The organism is Marisediminicola sp. LYQ85 (assembly GCF_046600695.1).
Classification (GTDB): domain Bacteria; phylum Actinomycetota; class Actinomycetes; order Actinomycetales; family Microbacteriaceae; genus Marisediminicola.
In genome coordinates, this window is the sequence record NZ_JBKIWO010000001.1 from 1044385 (window position 1) to 1063850 (window position 19466).

Below are 19466 nucleotides of genomic sequence, written 5' to 3' on the forward strand. Positions count from 1 at the left end.
TCACCCCCGCACGAGGGTCATGACGAATGCTCGTTAAAACGGGGCTTCGCACGTCCACCCTTCAGTGGACAGCGGCCGAGTCGGCCGTTTGGGGGGCACGGACGGGCGAGGAGAACCGACTGCTCGAATAGACGGATGCGCGGCCTCTCCGACACGGATTGCCCGATGAGAGGTGCTATCGACCACCCGTGAGAGATCTGGTCACTGCCGCGGGATGCCCGGAGCGGCAGGCTCGCCGCCCGCGCCGGACCGCCGGGGCGATGAGCCGACCGGGGTACACGATTGATCGAACGGGGGACGGATTCCGGCCGTTCTCCGCGAGCCATGGAACGGCGAAAGTTCATCCGATAGAAACATCGGAACGGCCCACAGCTCGGCGCTCGAGCGGATCCGACTAGCCGTAGAAGCGCTTCTCGAACACGGCGCGAGCGAGTCGAGTCGTGCGCAGATAGTCGTCTTCGAGTGTCGAGGCCGACCCGGGGGGATACTCCATGAGCCGCGCGATGCCCTCGAGCTGCGGCCGGTCGACGGGAAGCACGTCGGTCGTCCGCACCATCCACAGGGTCATCGCCGACCGCGCTCTCGAGGCGAACAACCACGCGGCCTTGAGCTTCTCCGCTTCGGGCGGGGTCAGGAATCCCTCGGCCGTCGCGACCTCGAGGGCGTCGAGAGTGGATGTCGTGCGCAAAGCGGGGATCCGCACCGCGTGTTGCAGCTGGACGAGTTGCACGAGCCACTCGACGTCGCTCAGCGAGCCGCGCCCGAGCTTGAGGTGGCGAGCGGGGTCTGCCGCTTGGGGCAGCCGCTCGGACTCGACCCTGGCCTTGATGCGCTTGACCTCGCGCACATCGTGGTCGGCGATCTGCTCGGGGTAGCGCACGCCGTCGGCGAGGGTCTCGAAGTCCTGCAGGAGCGCATCGTCTCCGACCGCGCCGCGGGCCCGGAGGAGAGCCTGGGCCTCCCACGTGAGCGACCACCGCTCGTAGTACGAGCGATAGGACTCGAGCGAGCGCACGAGAGGCCCGTTCTTCCCCTCGGGGCGCAGATCCGTGTCGAGGTCGAGAGGCAACCGCAGGTCTTCGGTGAGAGCCGAGATGCGGGAGACGATCGTCGTGGCGGTCGACCTCGCGGCGTCGGGTGTCGCCGTCGTCGCGCGATAGACGTAGAGGATGTCGGCGTCTGACCCGAACCCGACTTCGCGGCCGCCGTAGCGCCCCATCGCGATGATGCCGAACTCGATGCCGTCGTCACTCGAGTGCACGAGCGCCAGGACGGCGGTGAGGAGCGTGGTCGTGACGTCGGACAGCGCTCTTCCGAGAGACTCGACGTCGATGAGGCCGAGGATGGCGGCGATCGCGAGCCTGAGCACTTCGCGCCGTCGCGCCGTGCGCAAGACCGCGGCGGCGGCCTCGGGATCGGTGTGACGCGCGATCGTGGCCCGCGCCTCCTCGAGGAGGGAATCGAGCGACCTCGGGGCGAGCTCGCCGTCGTTCTCGAACCACGCGGCGGCCTCGGGGATGCGCTCGAGGAGCACACCGATGTATCTGGCAGACGACAGCGCGATCGTGAGCCTCTCGGCGGCGCCCGACGAGTCGCGGAGCATGCGCAGAAACCAGTACGACTCCCCCAGGTCTTCGCTCAGCCGGCGGAATGCGAGCAGTCCGTAGTCGGGGTCTGCCCCGTCGGCGAACCACTGCAGCATGACCGGGAGAAGGTGTCGCTGGATCGCGGACCTCCTCGACACCCCGGCCGTGAGGGCCGCGATGTGCTTGAGCGCCCCCTTCGGGTCGGTGAAGCCGATGGCCGCGAGTCGCGCGGCCGCCTGGTCGCTGCTCAGCGAGATCTCGTCATCGCGGAGAGCCGCGACAGCGCTCAGCAGCGGGCGGTAGAACAAGCGCTCGTGCAGGGTCCGCACGGCGACCTTCGTCGTCGACCAGAGATCACGCAACTGGGTCGCGCTCGAGGCGAGACCCGTCGCCCTCGCGAGCGTGCGCATCGACTCGTCGTCGGCCGGCATGAGGTGCGTCCTGCGCAGCCGCGACAGCTGCAAGCGGTGTTCGAGGAGACGGAGGAACCGGTAGTCCCGCGAGAACTCGGCCGACTCAACTCGGCCGATGTACCCGCGATCTGCGAGAGCCGCGAGAGCGAGGAGGGTGCCCTGCTGCCTCACGGATTCGTCGGACTGACCGTGCACGAGCTCGAGCAGCTGAACGGTGAACTCGATGTCGCGCAGACCGCCGGGACCGAGTTTGAGCTGGTAGTCGAGTTCGGCAGCGGGGATGTTCGCGGTCACGCGCTCGCGCATCCTCTGCACCGACTCGACGAAGTTCGCCCTCGACGCGCTGCTCCACACGAGGGGGGCGACGACGCCGACGTAGCGGGCGCCGAGCTCGACGTCTCCCGCGAGAGGCCGAGCCTTGAGCAGTGCCTGGAACTCCCAGCTCTTCGCCCACCGCTCGTAATAGGCGCGATGCGAGTCGAGAGTGCGCACGATCGCGCCGTCTTTGCCCTCGGGGCGCAGATTGGCGTCGACCTCCCACAGTGGCGGTTCGATGCCGTAGTCGTGGATGACGCGCATGAGGTCCATCGAGAGCGCTGTCGCGACATCGATTGCGCGCGCGTTCGAGGTCTCCCCCGCGCCCTCGGCCACGAAGATGACGTCGACGTCGCTCACGTAGTTGAGCTCGCGGGCACCGGCCTTGCCCATGCCGATGACGGCAAACCGGGTGCCTTCGACGTCGTCGCGCGAGAATCGGCTCTCCGCTCGGGCGACCGCGAGAGCAGCCTCGAGTGCAGCCCCCGCGAGGTCGGCGAGGGCTTCCGACACCACCTCGACGGCGGCGAGGGGATCGGGGTGCAGGAGGTCCCACGCGGCGAGCCGCACGAGGTGGCGCCGATATCGCACCCGCAACGCGTTCCGGCCGGCATCACCGGCTGCTGCCGCGAATCCCCCGGTCTCGCCGACGACGTCGAGCAGGTCGGCTGTGTACTCCTCGGCCGAGAGCGGAACGCGATATGTCTCGGCGAGCTGGGTCACCTCGTCGATCTCGCGCTCGAAGAAGTCGGCGAAACCGGATGACGCACCGAGCACGGCGATGAGACGCCGTGTGCTCGTCTCGTCGTCGAGGAGCGCGTCGATGTGGCCCGGAGCCCTCTCGATGAGGCTCGTCAGCCGCGCGAGGGCGAGGTCGGGGTCGGCGCTCGACGCGAACATCCCGAGCAGGTGCTCGACCGTGCGACGGCGCTCGAGCGCACCGAGCGTCTCGTGGGCGAGCTGGAGATCGGTGAACCCGAGCCTCGCGAGGTCGGTGAGGGTGTTGCGATGCCGGGTCATCGGGTGACGCGCCCCCGGTCAGAGCATTTCGAGGTTGCTCTTCAACTCGAACGGCGTCACCTGCGCGCGATACTCGCGCCACTCCTGACGCTTGTTGAGGAGGACGTAGTTGAAGACCTGCTCGCCGAGGGTCTCGGCGACGAGCTCCGAGCCCTCCATGATCGAGACGGCGTGATCGAGGCTCGCGGGGAGCTGGTTGTAGCCGAGGGCGCGGCGTTCGGAGTCGGAGAGACTCCAGACGTTGTCTTCGGCCTCTGCCGGAAGCTCGTAGCCGTTCTCGATGCCCTTGAGCCCGGCGGCGAGCATGAGGGAGAAGGCCAGATAGGGGTTCGCCGCCGAATCGATCGCGCGGTACTCGACGCGGGCGCTCTGACCTTTGTTGGGCTTGTAGAGCGGAACCCGCACGAGCGCCGACCGGTTGTTGTGACCCCACGTGACGAAGCTCGGAGCCTCATCGCCTCCCCAGAGCCGCTTGTAGGAGTTGACGAACTGGTTGGTCACGGCGGTGATCTCGGGCGCGTGGCGGAGGAGCCCCGCGATGAACTGACGACCGATCGTGGAGAGCTGGTACTGCCCACCCGACTCGTAGAACGCGTTCGAGTCGCCCTCGAAGAGCGACATGTGGGTGTGCATGCCCGACCCGGGCTCGCCCGCGAGGGGCTTGGGCATGAACGTCGCGTAGACGCCCTGCTCGATCGCGACCTCTTTGATCACGGTGCGGAACGTCATGATGTTGTCGGCGGTCGTAAGCGCGTCGGCGTAGCGCAAGTCGATCTCGTTCTGGCCAGGACCCGCCTCGTGGTGGCTGAACTCCACCGAGATCCCGAGGTCTTCGAGCATGCGGACGGAGCGCCGACGGAAGTCGTGGGCCGTGCCGCCGGGAACGTTGTCGAAGTAGCCCGCGCGGTCGACGGGTTCGGGGCCCTCGGGCCCGTACTGCGAATTCTTGAGCAGGTAGAACTCGACCTCGGGGTGCGTGTAGAACGTGAACCCGCGGTCGGCAGCCTTGGCGAGAGTGCGCTTGAGCACGTTGCGCGGGTCGGCGACGGCCGGCTGGCCGTCGGGAGTCGTGATGTCGCAGAACATCCGCGCTGTCGGGTCGATCTCGCCTCGCCACGGGAGGATCTGGAACGTCGTGGGGTCGGGGTGCGCGAGGACGTCGGCTTCGTAGGAGCGCGTGAGGCCCTCGATCGCCGAGCCATCGAACCCGAGTCCCTCGGCGAAAGCTCCTTCGACCTCGGCGGGAGCGATCGCGACCGATTTGAGTGTTCCGACGACGTCGGTGAACCACAGGCGAACGAACTTGATGCCCCGTTCTTCGATAGTGCGAAGAACGAAGTCACGCTGCTTGTCCATGGGCTCCTCATCGGTGGTGCTGGCAGGGTCGCCCGCCCTCCCAGGCTAGCGGGTCGACTCCTCCCCCGCGCCTAGACTCGGGGGATGGCCGACGACATGCCCAAGAGGGTCCGCACGCGACATTTCGCCCGAGCGAAGCAGTCGGGGATCAAGATCACCGGACTGACGAGCTACGACCAGCTGACCGCATCCATCTTCGACGGGGCCGGTATCGACTTCCTGCTCGTCGGCGACTCGGCCGGCAACACGGTTTTCGGGTATGACACGACGCTCCCCGTGACGGTCGACCACCTCATCCCCCTCACTCGCGCCGTCGCCGGTGCGGTGAAGCGCGCGCTCGTGGTCGCGGACATGCCGTTCGGGTCGTACGAGATCGGGCCGGACGACGCGCTCCGCACGGCCTTCCGATTCATGAAGGAGGCCGGCGCCCACGCCGTCAAACTCGAGGGCGGTGTGCGCAGCGCCCCGCAGATCGAACGCATCGTCTCGGCGGGCATCCCCGTGATGGGCCACATCGGGTTCACCCCGCAGAGCGAGCACGGCCTCGGCGGACATATCATCCAGGGCCGCGGCGAGGGCGCGCAGGCCCTCGTCGACGACGCCCTCGCCGTACAACAGGCGGGCGCGTTCGCGGTCGTTCTCGAGATGGTGCCGTCGGCGATCGCCGAGCGCGTGACGGCGGCACTCGACATCCCGACCATCGGCATCGGCGCGGGCCCCCACGTCGACGGCCAGATTCTCGTGTGGACCGACTGGGCGGGGCTCACGACCGGGCGCATCCCGAAGTTCGTCAAGAAGTACGCCGACCTGCACTCGACACTGACGAGCGCGGCGACGGAGTACATCGCCGACATCGGTTCGGGAAGCTACCCGGCTCCCGAGCACGAGTACGGCGACTGACCCGCATCTCGGAGCTCGCATCGAGCCATCGGCGGGCCGAAGCGGCGGCGAGTGACGGCGGTCAGCGCTCGTTCTCGGCGTCCTCCTCGGCCCATGCCTTCGCTCGTGCGGCGACGATCTCGGGGGCGCGGGCCGCCTCGTCGCGCGAATCGAACGGGCCGTAACGTTCCGTCGCGATGGACTGCGGGCCCTCTTCGACCTCACCCGTGCTGCGGTTGTAGTACCACTCGGTCATGGTGTGCTCCCTTGCTCGACTTAGAATCGAGCCTATGCCTCGCGATTCCCACGGTCATCTGATCCCGGGGCGTATCGGGCCCCACCGCGCTGTGCCCTCATCGATCGAGCGGCCAGAATACGTCGGCAAGCTTGAACCCGCCGAGTTCACGGGATCGGATGTCTACGAGCCCGCCGCGATCGACCGCATCCGCGCCGCGGGCCTCATCGCCGCCGACGCGATCGCCCTCGTCGGAGAGAGCATCCGGCCCGGTGTCACGACCGACGAGCTCGACCGGATCGCCCACGACTTCGTCGTGTCGAAGGGGGCCTACCCCTCGACGCTCGACTACCGAGGCTTTCCGAAGTCGATCTGCAGCTCGATCAACGAGGTGGTGTGCCACGGCATCCCCGACGACACCGAGCTCGTCGACGGCGACATCGTCAACATCGACATCACCGCGTTCCTCGACGGTGTGCACGGCGACACCAACCGCACCTTCGTCGTCGGCACGCCTCACCCGGCAGTGGCCGACCTCGTGACGCGCACCGAGGAGGCTCTGCGTCGCGGCATCAAGGCTGTCGCGCCCGGGCGTCAGGTCAACGTGATCGGTCGCGCCATCGAGTCGTACGCCAAGCGTTTCGGCTACGGGGTGGTGCGCGACTTCACGGGGCACGGCGTCGGGACCGCGTTCCACTCCGGGCTCATCATCCCGCACTACGACACCGACGACTTCTCGACCGTCATGGAGCCCGGGATGGTCTTCACTATCGAACCGATGCTCACGCTCGGGTCGATCGAGTGGGATCTGTGGCGAGACGACTGGACGGTGACGACGCGGGACAAGAGCATGACAGCACAGTTCGAGCACACGCTCGTGGTGACCGAGCGTGGCGCCGAGGTGCTGACACTCCCCACGGCGTGAGCCGCGGCATCCGTCAGCGCAACTGACCGAAAGCCTCGACCTTGGCCATGTTGCCCGCGATGAGGATGACGTCGCCGTCGGCGAGCACGGTGTCGAGCGTCGTGTAGCTCCATCCCGCACCGGGGCGGAAGAACGCGGTGACGGTGACCCCGTAGACACCTCGGACCTTCGACTGCCCGAGCGGCACGCCGATGAGGTCTTGCGGCGGAGCCATCTTGACGAGGGCGAAGTCGTCACCGACCTCGAGGTAGTCCTGCATGGCTCCGCGCACGAGGTGGGCGACGCGCCTGCCCATGTCTTTCTCCGGGTAGATCACGTGCCCGATGCCGAGCTGCTCGAGGATGGCACCGTGCTGATCGCTCACGGCCTTGGCCCAGATGTTGGGGATCTCGAGTTTGAGCAGAAGTGAAGCGGTCAGGATACTCGCCGTCACGTCGCCGCCGATCGCCAGCACGACGCGGTCGAAATCGGGCACCGAGAGTTGCCGCAGGGTCGCCTCCTTCGTCGAGTCGGCACGCACCACGTGGGTGAGGAGCCCGTTGTGGTTCTGCACGATCTCCTCGTTGCCGTCGATGCCGAGGACCTCGGTGCCGTTGGCCATGAGTTCGACCGCGAGCGAGCTGCCGAACCGGCCGAGCCCGATGACGACGACCGAGTCGGCTTCGGCGATGCGGTTCGGCTGTTCGTGGCCGAAGAGCGAGAACTTAGCCAAGGATGGGCCTCTCTTTAGGGAACTCGTATGGCACGGGGCGCTCCCGGAGCGCGAGAGCGGATGCGAGCGTGATGGGGCCGAGCCGGCCGATGAACATGAGCAGGATGAGGATGATCTGTCCGGCGATCGGCAATTGCGCGGTGATACCTGTCGAGAGGCCCACGGTCGCGAAGGCCGAGACGACCTCGAAGAGGAGTCTGTCCATCGAGATGTCGCTCATGAGCATGAGGGCGACGGTCGAGATCGTGACGACCCCGACGGCGAGGAGGATGATCGTGATCGCCTGGCGGTGCACCGCGCGGGAGAGTCGCTTGCCGAAGACGTTGACGGCGACTTCGCCGCGGATCTCGGTCACGAGAATGAAGAACAGCACCGCGAACGTCGTGATCTTGATGCCCCCGGCTGTGCCGGCCGGGCCCCCGCCGATGAACATGAGCACGTCGGTGCCGAGCCAGCTCGCGGGGTCCATCATGCTCGTGTCGATGCTGTTGAACCCGGCGGTGCGCGCTTGAACCGATTGCGTGAAACCCGCGAGCAGTTTGGCCGGCCACGTGAGTGCGCCGAGGGTCGCGGGGTTGTTCCACTCGACGGCGGTCAGGTAGACCGTGCCCGAGACCAGGAGGGTGATCGTGCCGACCACGACGATGCGCGTGTTCATCGACCACGAGATCGGGGAGGTGAAGTGTTTGCGCAACTGCATGATGACCGGGAATCCGAGCCCACCGAGGATCGTGGCGGCACAGATCGGCAGGCAGATGAAGGGGTCGTCGACGAACGGGATGAGGCTGTTGCTGAACAGCGCGAACCCCGCGTTGTTGAACGACGACACCGAGTGGAACACTCCGAGCCAGATGGCGCGAGCGAGCGGCTCTTCGTAGCCGAGAGCGAATCGTGCGGCGAGGAGCACGGCGACGACGAGTTCGACGACGAGTGAGATGCGCACGACCCCGAGCACGAGTCCCTTGACGTCGGACAGACCCATGCTCTTGATCTCGGCTGCCGCGGTGAGCTTGGAACGCAGAGACATCTTGCGCACGACCGCGAGCCCGATGACCGAGGCGAACGTCATGATGCCGAACCCGCCGATCTGGATGAGCAGGAGGATGACGATCTGGCCGAAGAGCGACCAGTATTCGGGGGTGTCGACGATGATGAGCCCCGTGACGCACACGGCCGACGTCGCGGTGAAGAGAGCCTCGAAGAACGACGCTCCCCCGGGCCCGAGCCTCGCGTTCGGGAGCATGAGCACGGCCGTGCCGATGAGGATGGTGCCGGCGAACCCGGCTACGACGATCTGCGCCGGGTGAAGTCGTGAACCCCGGCGGACGACTCCGCCGACGCGACGAGACCCTTGCTGCACGACATCACTGTACGCGCCGCGGAGCGCGCGGCGAGGCCGCGGGCCCACGGCGATTAGATTGGACGGATGACGACGACAGCAGTGGGCATCGACATCGGCGGAACCGGCATCAAGGGTGCGGTGGTCGACGCGAAGTCCGGCGAGTTGTTGACCGACCGTATCAAGGTGCCGACTCCCGAGGGCGGCGAGCCCGACGCGATCGTCGAGACGGTCGTGCAGCTCGTCGACAAGCTCGGCGGACTCGAGAAGGACACCCCCGTCGGCGTGTGCTTCCCCGCGGCGATCGTCGGCGGCGTGACGATGTCGGCGGCGAACGTCTCGAACTCGTGGATCGGGCTCGAGGCGGAGCGGTTGTTCGAGCGGGCGCTCTCTCGCGACATCCACTTCATCAACGACGCCGACGCCGCGGGTGTCGCCGAACAGAAGTTCGGAGCGGCGAAGAAGGTCAAGGGTCTCGTCATCCTCACGACTCTCGGCACGGGCATCGGCACGGCTCTCGTGCACCGCGGCCACCTCGTGCCGAACGCCGAGCTCGGACACCTCGAGATCGACGGCATCGACTGGGAGACCCGCGCCGCCTACTCGGCGAAGGAGCGCGAAGACCTCTCGTGGGCGGACTGGGCTGCCCGACTGCAGCGCTACTACGAGCGGCTCGAGGCGTATCTCTACCCCGAGCTCTTCATCGTCGGCGGCGGAGTGTCGAAGCACGCCGAGAAGTTCCTGCCTCTGCTGCGGCTCCGAACACCCATCGTTCCCGCGGAACTGCGCAATAATGCGGGCATCATGGGGGCGGCCGCGCTCGCTGCCGGCAAATAGGCCGCGAGGACCGGCGAGCCGACGTCGAGGAGATCATCGGGCGAGAAGGCGAATGGGCCGACTGTTACGCCGGGTTCTGTCCCCGCCCCGACCAATCGGTCGATGCGGGTGACGGCCATCTATCTCGGAGCTACGTTGCCGCAGCTCTCTAGCGGTCTACCCGAAGACTCGGCGAGCAGCCTCGGCGTCTTCTGTATGACCTTGCTCCGGGCGAGGTTTACCTAGCCGACCCGATCACGCGGGCCGCTGGTGGTCTCTTACACCACCGTTTCACCCTTACCTCGGCACGGATGCCGCGGCGGTCTGCTTTCTGTTGCACTTTCTCGCGGGTTACCCCGGGTGGGTGTTACCCACCGCCCTGCTCTGTGGAGCCCGGACGTTCCTCGGCACCGGTTTGCCCTCGAGAGGGAATCGCGGCGACGCGACCGTCTTGTCGGCCCATTCGCAGAGTCAGCCTAGCGCGCGGCTCACAAGCCCGATTCGCCCGTGCGCACGAGGATGGCCTGGCTGTCGGGGCAGATGAGCACGGCGTCGGGGGCTGCGGCACGCACTTCGGCGAGCTCGTTCTCGAGCAAGCGCACACCGCTCGCGCCCGAGACGCCGCCCTGCAGGTGCGACGCGCCGAAGCCGTAGCGGGAGCGCTGACGCTCGTAGAGGGCCATGAGGTCGGCAGGCAATCTCTGCACGAGGGTGGAGCGATTGGCCTGCGCGTGCTGCTGCTCGGACTCGAGGGCCGCGAGGGCGGCGTCGCGCTCCGACGTGACCGTCGTCACTCTCGAGAGAACGTCGGCGTGCTCGGCCGTCGTGAGTTCGAGGGACTTCTCGAGCTGTTCGACCCTCTCCATGACCTGCAGCTCGATGTCTTCGAGTTCTCCACGGCGACGCTCGAGCCCCTCGATCTCGTGTTCGAGCCCGGCGACGTCTTTGACCGACGACGACGTCGCGAGGCGCTCCCGGTCTCGCGTGATCCTCGCGGCGACGACGGTCACGTCGGATTCGATGCGGGCGAGCTCGGTGCGTGCATCCTCGAGGTTTCCGGCTTCGCTCCCCCGCTGCTGCCGCAGTGTCTCGGCGTCGGCCGCGAGTCGTGCCAGTTCGGCGATCTCGGGGAGGTTCTTCGCTCGGTGTCCGAGCTGCTGCAGTTTCGTGTCGATCGCTTGCACGGTCAACAGCTGCGCTTGGTCGTCGGGGCTCGCGGTGAGGGCCATGGTGTCTCGTTCTTTCGCTAGGGGGTCGAGGGGGCGTGCGCCGAAGGCTGTGCGGCTATTGCACGACGACGAAGTCCCACGGGTCGGTGCGGATGTCGCTCACGGTCACTTCGAGCTCGGGGAGGGCCTCGCGCAGTTCGCGAGCCGCGGACAGGAGCCACAACCACTCGCTCGCCCAGTGCGAGATGTCGATGAGGGCGGGGCCACCGGACAGCAGCGCGGTCTCGACGAACTCGGACGCCGGGTGGTGCCGCAGGTCGGAGGTGATGTAGACGTCCGACGACAGCACATCAGGGTTGCTCAGGAGCGAGTCTCCGGCACCCCCGCACAGGCTCACGGTCTCGACGGCGCGATCGAAAGAGCCTGCCACGCGCACACCCGACGCCGTCGCGGGAAGGATGTCGGCGAGCCGACGCGCGAGCGCGCCCAGTGTGAGGGGGGTCTCGAGCCTGCCGACCCGGCCGAGCCCGCGACTGGCCGGTTCCCCGGCGACGAGGGGGCGGGCGTCGAGGAGCCCGAGGAGCGCGGCGAGCGTCGCCGAGGTGCCGGTCTCGACGACATCCGCGTTCGTGTGGGCCGCGACGACGGCGCACTCCGCCCGGATGAGTCGACTGAGCAACGCACCCTTGTAGGTGTCGCTTGCGACGGTCGTGACGCCGCGGAGCAGGAGGGGATGGTGCACGAGGAGGAGGTCGGCACCCGCATCGATGGCTTCGTCGACGGTCGCGGCGGTCGCGTCGACCGCGAGGTGCACGGTCGAGACCGGCGAGTCGGCGTCACCCGTGACGAGGCCCGGATTGTCCCAGGATTCCGCGCCGGAGAGGGGCCAGAGCGACTCGATGACGGCGTTGACGGAAGCGACGGTCGAGGGCATCCGGCGAGTCTATCGAGGGCGCGCGGAGGTCGTGTCCGACGAGGACGGTCGTCGCGCCGCGACGGTGGCGATGCCCGTGACGATCGCGAGCCCGGCCGCCGCGATGCTCGTCGCGATCGCGCGGGCCTGACGCTCCCCTCGCCACTCGGGCGGGATCGACGCGGCGACGCGGTCACGGGCGTCCCGTGCGCGCGCGGGCACGTCGAGGTCGTACTTGACCTTGGCGACCGTTGCGACGAGTTCGGCGCGCGTGACCTCCACCGAGCGGCGGATGTCCTCCGGGGTGCGCGTGTCTTTCTGCTTCGGTTCGGGCTCGGAGGCCTCTGCCCCGTCGAGCTCGCGGGCCTTCTTGAGGGATCGCTGTCTCGCGACACTCCGCGCGACCGTCGTCACGAGTCCGGTCACCGAGAGACGGTCTTTCTTGCGCTTTGCCATGGGTCCATTCTCCGGGGTCGTGGCGCCCTCTCGCGCCGGGTCGATCGGGGTTCAGAGGGGATTGATGAGCGAAGGGTCGTTGCCGCTGCCGAGCGGCGCGATCCGCCGGATCTCGAGCTCGTCGAGAGTGTCTGCCGACGCCTCGACGACTCCGTCGACGAAGGGCTGGTCTCCGACGATCGTCGGGTCGAGCCAGTCGTCCCAGAGCTCGCGATCGAGCACGACCGGGGTGCGGTCGTGGATGTCGGCGAGCGCGCCGGTCGCCGCGGTCGTGAGGATCGTGGCCGTGAGAACCCAGCGAGCGGGGTCGTCGTCTGCTCGCGAGCGGTCCCGCCACCACGCGTAGAGGCCCGCGAACGCGAGCGGGCCGCTGGGGGCGGAGATGTAGTGGGGAGTCTTGACGGTTCCGACCGTCTTCCACTCGTAGTAGCCCGACGCGGGGAGGATCGCGCGCCGCGCCACCACCGAGGGAGCGAACACGCGCTTCTCGGCGACGGTCTCCGAGCGCGCGTTGAAGGTCGGGTACGGCAGCTTGAGGCTGTCGGAGAACGACGGGACGAGAGACCAGCGCGCGCCCTCGAGGCGCCGTGTCGGCATCCCCCCGTCGGCGAGCGACTCGACGACGATGGGAACGCGGTCGGTCGGTCGCACATTCCACGACGGCTCAGGCAGGTCGTTCCCCTCGATTTCGATCTCGAAGAGCCCGAGAAGGTCGCGGTGCTCTCCCGCGACGACGAATCGACCGCACACGGTGACTCAGCTCTCCGCAGACGCGTCGAGCGCGACATCGTCGGGGTGGGAGACGATCGCGACCGGGCACGGGAGACTGATGAGCAGGTCGTGTCCGACCGAGCCGAGGATGAGTCCCGGGAGCATGCCGCGCCGGTGGGTGCCGACGACGAGGAGGTCAGCTCCCCGCGCGGCGCCGGTGAGGACGGCGGCCGCGGGTCCTTCCCTCGTGACCGCCGACACCCCGACGTTCGGTCGATGCTCCGTGATCTTCGCGACCGCGCGGTCGATCACCTCGCTCTCGGCGGCCTCGAACCCCGTGATGACGTCGGTGCCGGTACCGGCGAACTCCGCCGCCACGAGGGGCGGGATGTGCCACGCGTGCACGGCGTGGAGCGTGCAACCGAGACGCTCGGCTTCGGCCGCGGCGAACTCGAGAGCGACATCCGACGTGTCGTCGTCGTCGACGCCGACCACCACGTGCCCGCCGCTCGGTGTCCAATCGGCGGGGATGACGATCACGGGGCAGTGCGCGCCCACCGCGACCTGTTGGCGCAGTGTTCCGGAGAAGTAGCCGGTCGACTCGCGGGTTCCGATGACGAAGAGGTCGACCCCCGCCGACGCGAGGATGAGCTGGTGTCGCGTCGACCCGCGACGGAGCGTCGTTTGCACTTTCGTGCCCGGAGAGTTCTCGCTCACGAGCGCCGCGGCGGTCGCGAGCATCCGCTCGTAGGCCGGGATCTCTCGCTCCTCGGTGAACGACGACGTCCACGGGCCCGTCTCGACCACGGTCGTGATCTCGAGCGACATCGGCACCTCGTGGGAGCGGGCGATCACCCACTCGAGGGCGGCCCGACTGCCCGGACCGCCGTTGACCGCGGCGACGACTTTCTCGACCATGATGTGCTCCCGCTCGTTCTCTCGGCGACGTTCCCCTCCGAGACTGTCACGTCCGCGGTCCGCGCGTCACCTCCGCCGCACGGCCGGACATCGCCTAGCGTCGTGGTGTCGCCGACGGCGGCGAACTCCACCTCGACGAGGAGGCCCCGTGGCTGCATCCTTCCCCCCTTTCGACGACTCCGTCCGGCATCGCGTCGTCGACGCGACCGTCACCGTCGTCTCCCCCGACGGCACACCGCTCGCCGACACGGATGTCGTCGTCGAGCAGTCGGGCCACGCGTTCGCCTTCGGCAACATCGGGTTCGATTTCATCCCGCTCGCGAACGGCGAAACCGAGCCCGTGCCCGGCCGCGTGATCGACGCCGACATCGCTCTTCTCCCGAGGCTCGCCGACCTGTGGCTCGACGTGTTCAACACCGCGACGCTGCCGTTCTACTGGGGCCGTTTCGAGCCCGACCGCGGAAAGCCCGACACCGCGAGGCTCCTCGCGACGGCGCAGTGGTTCGCCGACCGCGGTGTCGCGCTCAAGGGGCACCCTCTCGTGTGGCACACCGTGACGGCTCCCTGGTTGCTCGAGCTCGAACCCGACGAGATCGAGCGAGTGCAGCGCGAGCGCATCCGTCGTGAGGTCGGCGATTTCCGCGGTCTCGTCGACACGTGGGACGCCATCAACGAGGTCGTGATCATGCCCGTCTTCGAGGCTGAGGACAACGGCATCACGAAGCTCGCGAAGCACCTGGGCCGCATCCCGATGATCCGCCTGGCATTCGAGGAGGCGCGGGCGGCGAACCCCTCGGTGACGCTCCTGCTCAACGATTTCGATCTCTCGGAGCGCTACGAGGACCTCCTCGACGAGGTGCTCGGCGCCGGCATCCAGATCGACGCGATCGGCCTCCAGACGCACATGCACCAGGGCTACTGGGGCGAAGACACGATGCTCGCGACCGTCGACAAATTCGCTCGCTTCGGGCTCCCGTTGCACATGACCGAGTCGACGATCCTCTCGGGCGACCTCATGCCTCCCGAGATCGTCGACCTCAACGACTACCAGGTCGACCACTGGCCCTCCACTCCGGAGGGTGAGGAGCGCCAGGCCGACGAGATCGTGCGCCACTACCGCTCACTCATGACGCACCCCGCGGTCGAGGCGATCACCTACTGGGGCTTGAGCGACAGCGGGTCGTGGCTCGGCGCTCCCGTCGGCTTCGTGCGGGCGGACGGCTCGACGAAGCCCTCGTACGACGCCCTCCGCTCGCTCGTCAAGGAGGAGTGGTGGATGCCGCAGACGACCCTGCGAACGGATGCCGACGGTCGCGTCCCCGTGCGCGGTTTCGCCGGCGACTATCGGGTGAGCGCGCGCGGCGCCGAGACGACGGTGCCGCTCTCCGGCGGTGTGGACGCGAGGGTGACGGCGACGCTCGGGCGCGCATCGTGACCCGCGTGAGAGTGGGCCCTACCGGGCTCGAACCGATGACATCCACGGTGTAAACGTGGCGCTCTACCAACTGAGCTAAAGGCCCGTGACTGCGGCGGCGGAGCGCTGCGGTGACGTTGGCGAAACAATACCAGTCGGGGCAACGCCCCTCGCGACAGACCGCTGACAGCGGAACGGGGATGGCGCTCAGACTCGTGCAACTAGAATCGACGAGGCTTTGACGCGCGACCGGACAATCCCGGCGGTCGTCGAAGTGCTCCAACAATCACGAAGAACACGCGAACAGAGCGAGGTCAAGGGTGACGGTCAACGACCAGGATCCGTATTCGGTCAACAACATCGATTCCGATCCGGAAGAGACTGCCGAGTGGCAGGAATCCTTGGACGCCCTCGTGGCGGTTCAGGGGCACGAGCGCGGACGCGAGATCATGCTGTCGCTGCTCAAGCGGTCGAAGGAGCTGCACCTCGGTGTTCCGATGGTGCCGACGACCGACTACCTCAACACGATCGCGGCCGACGACGAGCCCGACTTCCCCGGTGACGAGGATGTCGAACGGCGCTACCGCGCGTGGATCCGCTGGAACGCGGCGATCACGGTGCACCGCGCGCAGCGCCCCGGCATCGGTGTCGGTGGCCACATCTCGACGTACGCGTCGTCTGCCGCCCTCTACGAGGTCGGCCACAACCACTTCTTCCGCGGCCAGCACCACGCCGGCGGTGGAGACCAGATTTTCTACCAGGGTCACGCCTCCCCCGGCATGTACGCCCGCGCGTTCCTCGAGGGACGCCTGAGCACCGACCAGCTCGACGGCTTCCGCCAGGAGAAGTCGCACGACGCCGGTGGGCTGTCGTCGTACCCGCACCCGCGCCTCATGAAGGACTTCTGGCAGTTTCCGACGGTGTCGATGGGTCTCGGCCCGATCAACGCGATCTACCAGGCGCAGTCGAACAAGTACCTCACCGACCGCGGCATCGCCGACGCGAGCGACCAGCAGGTCTGGGCGTTCCTCGGCGACGGCGAGATGGACGAGGTCGAGAGCCGCGGTGCGCTCCAGCTCGCGGCGAACGACAGTCTCGACAACCTCAACTTCGTCATCAACTGCAACCTCCAGCGCCTCGACGGCCCGGTTCGCGGTAACGGCAAGATCATCCAGGAGCTCGAGAGCTTCTTCCGCGGCGCCGGCTGGAACGTCATCAAGGTCATCTGGGGCCGCGAGTGGGACGACCTGCTCGCTCGCGACAGCGAGGGTGCACTGCGCGACCTCATGAACCGCACCCCCGATGGCGACTACCAGACCTACAAGGCCGAGAGCGGCGCCTACGTGCGCGAGAACTTCTTCGGTCGTGACCCGCGCGCGCTCGAGCTCGTCAAGGACTACTCCGACGACGACGTGTGGAACCTCAAGCGCGGAGGACACGACTACCGCAAGGTCTACGCGGCGTTCAAGGCCGCCCAGGAGCACAAGGGCCAGCCGACCGTGATCCTCGCGAAGACGGTCAAGGGGTACGGCCTCGGACCGTCGTTCGAGGGACGCAACGCGACCCACCAGATGAAGAAGCTCACTCTCGACAACCTCAAGCAGTTCCGCGACGAGATGCGCATCCCCATCACCGACGCGAAGCTCGAAGAAGACCCGTACCTGCCTCCGTACTACCACCCGGGCAACGACGACGAAGCGATCCAGTACCTCCACGAGCGCCGCCAGGCCCTCGGTGGCTACGTGCCGGAGCGACGCTCGAAGTACACGCAGGTCAACCTCCCCGAGCACTCGACGTACGACGTCGTCAAGAAGGGTTCCGGCAAGCAGGAGATCGCCACGACGATGGCGTTCGCCCGACTGCTCAAAGACCTGCTGCGATCGAAGGACTTCGGACACCGCATCGTGCCGATCATCCCCGACGAGGCGCGCACCTTCGGTATGGACGCGTACTTCCCGACGTCGAAGATCTACAACCCGCAGGGACAGCAGTACACCTCGGTCGACCGTCAGCAGTTGCTCGCCTACAAGGAGAGCCCGCAGGGTCAGATCCTCCACGTGGGCATCAACGAGGCGGGCGCCTTCGCGGCGTTCACCGCGGCCGGCACGTCGTACTCGACCCACGGCGAAGCGCTCGTGCCCGTCTACGTCTTCTACTCGATGTTCGGCTTCCAGCGCACGGGCGACGCCATGTGGGCTGCGGGCGATCAGATGGCGCGCGGGTTCATCATCGGCGCGACCGCGGGCCGCACAACCCTCACGGGTGAAGGCCTGCAGCACGCCGACGGGCACTCTCTCGTGCTCGCCGCGACGAACCCCGCGGTCGTCTCGTACGACCCCGCATACGGCTACGAAATCGGCCACATCATGAAGGCCGGGCTCGAGCGGATGTACGGCGGCGAGCACGCCGATCCGAACGTCATGTACTACCTCACGGTGTACAACGAGCCGATCGTGCAGCCGGCGGAACCCGAGAACCTCGATGTCGAAGGCGTGCTCGGCGGCATCTACCGCCTCAAGACGTCCGACCGCGAGGGCACGAAGGCCCAGTTGCTCGCATCCGGTGTCGCCGTTCCGTGGGCTCTCGAGGCGCAGCAGCTGCTCGCCGACGACTGGGGCATCTCGGCGGATGTCTGGTCGGTCACCTCGTGGACCGAGCTGCGTCGCGACGGCATCGCCGCCAACGAGCACAACTTCTTGAACCCCGACGAGGAGAAGCACGTTCCGTTCGTCACGCGCAAGCTCGCCGACGCGCACGGTCCGTTCGTCGCCGTGACGGACTTCATGCACGCCGTTCCCGACATGATCCGCGAGTTCGTTCCGGGTGACTACGCGACGCTCGGAGCCGACAACTTCGGCTTCTCCGACACGCGTGCCGCCGCCCGGCGCTATTTCAAGATCGACGGTCCGTCGCTCGTCGTCCGCACCCTCGAGTCGCTCGTCGCCCGCGGCGAGATGGACCCGAGCGTGCCGCAGCAGGCGATCGACAAGTACCGCCTCCACGATGTGAAGGCGGGCACGTCGGGTAACACCGGCGGCGAGAGCTGACACCCGACCGAGGTCTCGGCGCGTGACGACGGCGAAGAAGGCTCCCTCCAAGGAGCAGACACTCGCGTGGCTCAAGACGATCTCGGGTGAGCTCGCGAGCGCGACACTCAAACGACTCGACGACACGCTTCCCTGGTATGGCGACATGCCGCCGGGGAGGCGGTCGGCGGTCGGGCTCGTGGCGCAAGCCGGTATCACGTCGTTCATCCACTGGTTCGACGACCCCACGTCGACCCCGTGGATCGCCGCGGACGTCTTCGGCGCCGCGCCACGCGAGCTGCTGCGGTCGGTGAGCCTCACCCAGACCCTGCAGCTCATCAAAGTCACGGTCGAGGTCGTCGAAGACCGGATCAAGGCGAGGGACGAGTCGCTTCGCGAGGCGATCCTTCTCTACTCACGGGAGATCGCCTTCGCCGCCGCGGACGTCTACGCCCGGGCGGCCGAAGCGCGGGGCCTGTGGGATGCGCGGCTCGAAGCGCTCGTCGTCGACTCGATCCTCTCGGGCGAATACGACGACGAGTTGCCGTCGAGGATCGCCGCCCTCGGGTGGCACGGCCACGGCGAGGTCTCGGTGCTCGTCGGCACGGCACCGGTCATGCTCGACGTCGACATGCTGAGGCGGACCGCGCGTCACCTCGACGCCGACGTGCTCATCGGAGTGCAGGGCAACAGGCTCGTTCTCGTGATCGGCCGAGCACACCCGACCCCCGGCGAGGGGGAAGTGTCGACCGAGACGCCCCTCGTGCCCTTCGTCGACATCGCGAAAGCGCTCGAGCCCGGCTTCGGCGAAGGTCACCTCGTGCTCGGCCACGAGGTGTCGAGCCTCGTCGACGCGTCCCGCAGCGCCAAGGCTGCTCTTGCGGGGTTCGCCGTCGCCCGGTCGTGGCGCAACGCACCGCGACCCGCCCTCGCCGACGACTTGCTGCCCGAACGGGCACTCGCGGGCGACGCGCTCGCGCGGTCGACCCTCATCAACAAGATCTACCGGCCCCTGCAGGCACACTCGACCGAACTGCTCGCGACGCTGTGGTGCTATCTCGACAATGGTCGCTCGCTGGAAGCGACGGCGCGCGAGATGTTCGTGCACCCGAACACGGTGCGCTATCGCCTCAAGCGTGTCTCGGAGGTGATCGGGTGGGATGCCACCGGCGCGCGCGAGTCGCTCATCCTGCAAGCCGCACTCATCCTGGGCTCCATAGCGGAACCCGACACCGCACCGCGACGGCGTCGCCGGTGACCGTG

16 protein-coding genes, 1 tRNA gene and 1 other RNA gene are annotated in these 19466 nt (G+C 67.7%); 6 read left to right on the forward strand and 12 right to left on the reverse strand.

Annotated features, from left to right (window positions below; translation table 11 throughout):
- Nucleotides 1-394: 394 nt before the first annotated feature.
- Both ACLHG5_RS04870 and ACLHG5_RS04875 read right to left on the reverse strand, forming a co-directional pair.
- Entirely contained in the window at nt 395-3334 is a 2940-nt protein-coding gene (locus ACLHG5_RS04870; RefSeq protein WP_411318003.1) for a bifunctional [glutamine synthetase] adenylyltransferase/[glutamine synthetase]-adenylyl-L-tyrosine phosphorylase, read from the reverse strand.
- A gap of 18 nt (nt 3335-3352) precedes the next feature.
- The gene (locus tag ACLHG5_RS04875; RefSeq protein ID WP_411315327.1) at nt 3353-4690 is read right to left on the reverse strand and encodes a glutamine synthetase family protein; all 1338 of its coding nucleotides are present in this window, start codon (nt 4688-4690) and stop codon (nt 3353-3355) included.
- A gap of 84 nt (nt 4691-4774) precedes the next feature.
- On the opposite strand from ACLHG5_RS04875, the gene panB reads away from it, so the two are divergent.
- On the forward strand, nt 4775-5590 hold the full coding sequence (gene panB / locus ACLHG5_RS04880) for a 3-methyl-2-oxobutanoate hydroxymethyltransferase (protein ID WP_411318004.1): 816 nt from the start codon (nt 4775-4777) through the stop codon (nt 5588-5590).
- A gap of 61 nt (nt 5591-5651) precedes the next feature.
- Here panB and ACLHG5_RS04885 read toward each other — a convergent pair whose 3' ends face one another.
- Nucleotides 5652-5825, reverse strand: a complete 174-nt coding sequence (locus ACLHG5_RS04885) for a methionine aminopeptidase (protein WP_411315325.1) — start codon at nt 5823-5825, stop codon at nt 5652-5654.
- A 34-nt stretch (nt 5826-5859) separates the two neighbouring features.
- On the opposite strand from ACLHG5_RS04885, the gene map reads away from it, so the two are divergent.
- Nucleotides 5860-6729: a type I methionyl aminopeptidase gene (map, locus tag ACLHG5_RS04890; RefSeq protein ID WP_411315324.1), complete on the forward strand. Its 870-nt coding sequence runs from the start codon at nt 5860-5862 to the stop codon at nt 6727-6729.
- Between the two features lie 13 nt (nt 6730-6742).
- Here map and ACLHG5_RS04895 read toward each other — a convergent pair whose 3' ends face one another.
- Both ACLHG5_RS04895 and ACLHG5_RS04900 read right to left on the reverse strand, forming a co-directional pair.
- On the reverse strand, nt 6743-7441 hold the full coding sequence (locus ACLHG5_RS04895; protein WP_411318005.1) for a potassium channel family protein: 699 nt from the start codon (nt 7439-7441) through the stop codon (nt 6743-6745).
- Complete coding sequence (locus ACLHG5_RS04900) at nt 7434-8801, reverse strand: TrkH family potassium uptake protein (protein WP_411318006.1); 1368 nt, start codon at nt 8799-8801, stop codon at nt 7434-7436. The genes ACLHG5_RS04895 and ACLHG5_RS04900 overlap by 8 nt, the downstream gene beginning before the upstream one ends.
- 66 nt (nt 8802-8867) lie before the next feature.
- Here ACLHG5_RS04900 and ppgK point away from each other — a divergent pair, with 66 nt between their 5' ends.
- The gene (gene ppgK / locus ACLHG5_RS04905) at nt 8868-9617 is read left to right on the forward strand and encodes a polyphosphate--glucose phosphotransferase (protein WP_411315321.1); all 750 of its coding nucleotides are present in this window, start codon (nt 8868-8870) and stop codon (nt 9615-9617) included.
- Nucleotides 9618-9666: 49 nt separating this feature from the next.
- Here the strand turns inward: ppgK and rnpB are convergent.
- The 6 genes from rnpB to ACLHG5_RS04935 all read right to left on the reverse strand — a co-directional run bounded on the left by rnpB (nt 9667) and on the right by ACLHG5_RS04935 (nt 13763).
- Nucleotides 9667-10058: RNase P RNA component class A (gene rnpB / locus ACLHG5_RS04910), an RNA gene on the reverse strand.
- Nucleotides 10059-10084: 26 nt separating this feature from the next.
- On the reverse strand, nt 10085-10825 hold the full coding sequence (locus tag ACLHG5_RS04915; protein WP_411318007.1) for a zinc ribbon domain-containing protein: 741 nt from the start codon (nt 10823-10825) through the stop codon (nt 10085-10087).
- Between the two features lie 55 nt (nt 10826-10880).
- Nucleotides 10881-11699, reverse strand: coding sequence for a Nif3-like dinuclear metal center hexameric protein (locus ACLHG5_RS04920; RefSeq protein ID WP_411318008.1), 819 nt, complete (start codon nt 11697-11699; stop codon nt 10881-10883).
- Between the two features lie 9 nt (nt 11700-11708).
- On the reverse strand, nt 11709-12134 hold the full coding sequence (locus ACLHG5_RS04925) for a DUF3618 domain-containing protein (protein WP_411318009.1): 426 nt from the start codon (nt 12132-12134) through the stop codon (nt 11709-11711).
- Between the two features lie 51 nt (nt 12135-12185).
- Complete coding sequence (locus tag ACLHG5_RS04930) at nt 12186-12884, reverse strand: SOS response-associated peptidase (protein ID WP_411318010.1); 699 nt, start codon at nt 12882-12884, stop codon at nt 12186-12188.
- Between the two features lie 6 nt (nt 12885-12890).
- Nucleotides 12891-13763 (reverse strand): universal stress protein, encoded by an 873-nt coding sequence (locus ACLHG5_RS04935; RefSeq protein WP_411318011.1) that lies wholly within the window; start codon nt 13761-13763, stop codon nt 12891-12893.
- A gap of 148 nt (nt 13764-13911) precedes the next feature.
- Between ACLHG5_RS04935 and ACLHG5_RS04940 the strand changes: the two genes are divergently transcribed.
- A complete protein-coding gene (locus ACLHG5_RS04940; RefSeq protein ID WP_411318012.1) occupies nt 13912-15198 on the forward strand; it encodes an endo-1,4-beta-xylanase in 1287 nt (428 codons plus the stop codon).
- A 12-nt stretch (nt 15199-15210) separates the two neighbouring features.
- Here the strand turns inward: ACLHG5_RS04940 and ACLHG5_RS04945 are convergent.
- A tRNA-Val gene (locus ACLHG5_RS04945) sits at nt 15211-15283 on the reverse strand.
- Between the two features lie 214 nt (nt 15284-15497).
- Between ACLHG5_RS04945 and aceE the strand changes: the two genes are divergently transcribed.
- Nucleotides 15498-18224, forward strand: a complete 2727-nt coding sequence (gene aceE, locus ACLHG5_RS04950; RefSeq protein ID WP_411315314.1) for a pyruvate dehydrogenase (acetyl-transferring), homodimeric type — start codon at nt 15498-15500, stop codon at nt 18222-18224.
- A 22-nt stretch (nt 18225-18246) separates the two neighbouring features.
- Nucleotides 18247-19461, forward strand: a complete 1215-nt coding sequence (locus ACLHG5_RS04955; protein ID WP_411315313.1) for a PucR family transcriptional regulator — start codon at nt 18247-18249, stop codon at nt 19459-19461.
- Nucleotides 19462-19466 lie beyond the last annotated feature (5 nt).

Bases quoted from the DNA above. Each gene is read 5' to 3' on its own strand.
- map (WP_411315324.1), top strand. From the start codon at position 5,860: ATGCCTCGCGATTCCCACGGTCATCTGATCCCGGGGCGTATCGGGCCC.
- panB (WP_411318004.1), top strand. From the start codon at position 4,775: ATGGCCGACGACATGCCCAAGAGGGTCCGCACGCGACATTTCGCCCGA.
- ACLHG5_RS04875 (WP_411315327.1), bottom strand. From the start codon at position 4,690: ATGGACAAGCAGCGTGACTTCGTTCTTCGCACTATCGAAGAACGGGGC.
- ACLHG5_RS04870 (WP_411318003.1), bottom strand. From the start codon at position 3,334: ATGACCCGGCATCGCAACACCCTCACCGACCTCGCGAGGCTCGGGTTC.
- ACLHG5_RS04920 (WP_411318008.1), bottom strand. From the start codon at position 11,699: ATGCCCTCGACCGTCGCTTCCGTCAACGCCGTCATCGAGTCGCTCTGG.
- ACLHG5_RS04935 (WP_411318011.1), bottom strand. From the start codon at position 13,763: ATGGTCGAGAAAGTCGTCGCCGCGGTCAACGGCGGTCCGGGCAGTCGG.
- ppgK (WP_411315321.1), top strand. From the start codon at position 8,868: ATGACGACGACAGCAGTGGGCATCGACATCGGCGGAACCGGCATCAAG.
- ACLHG5_RS04885 (WP_411315325.1), bottom strand. From the start codon at position 5,825: ATGACCGAGTGGTACTACAACCGCAGCACGGGTGAGGTCGAAGAGGGC.
- ACLHG5_RS04925 (WP_411318009.1), bottom strand. From the start codon at position 12,134: ATGGCAAAGCGCAAGAAAGACCGTCTCTCGGTGACCGGACTCGTGACG.
- ACLHG5_RS04915 (WP_411318007.1), bottom strand. From the start codon at position 10,825: ATGGCCCTCACCGCGAGCCCCGACGACCAAGCGCAGCTGTTGACCGTG.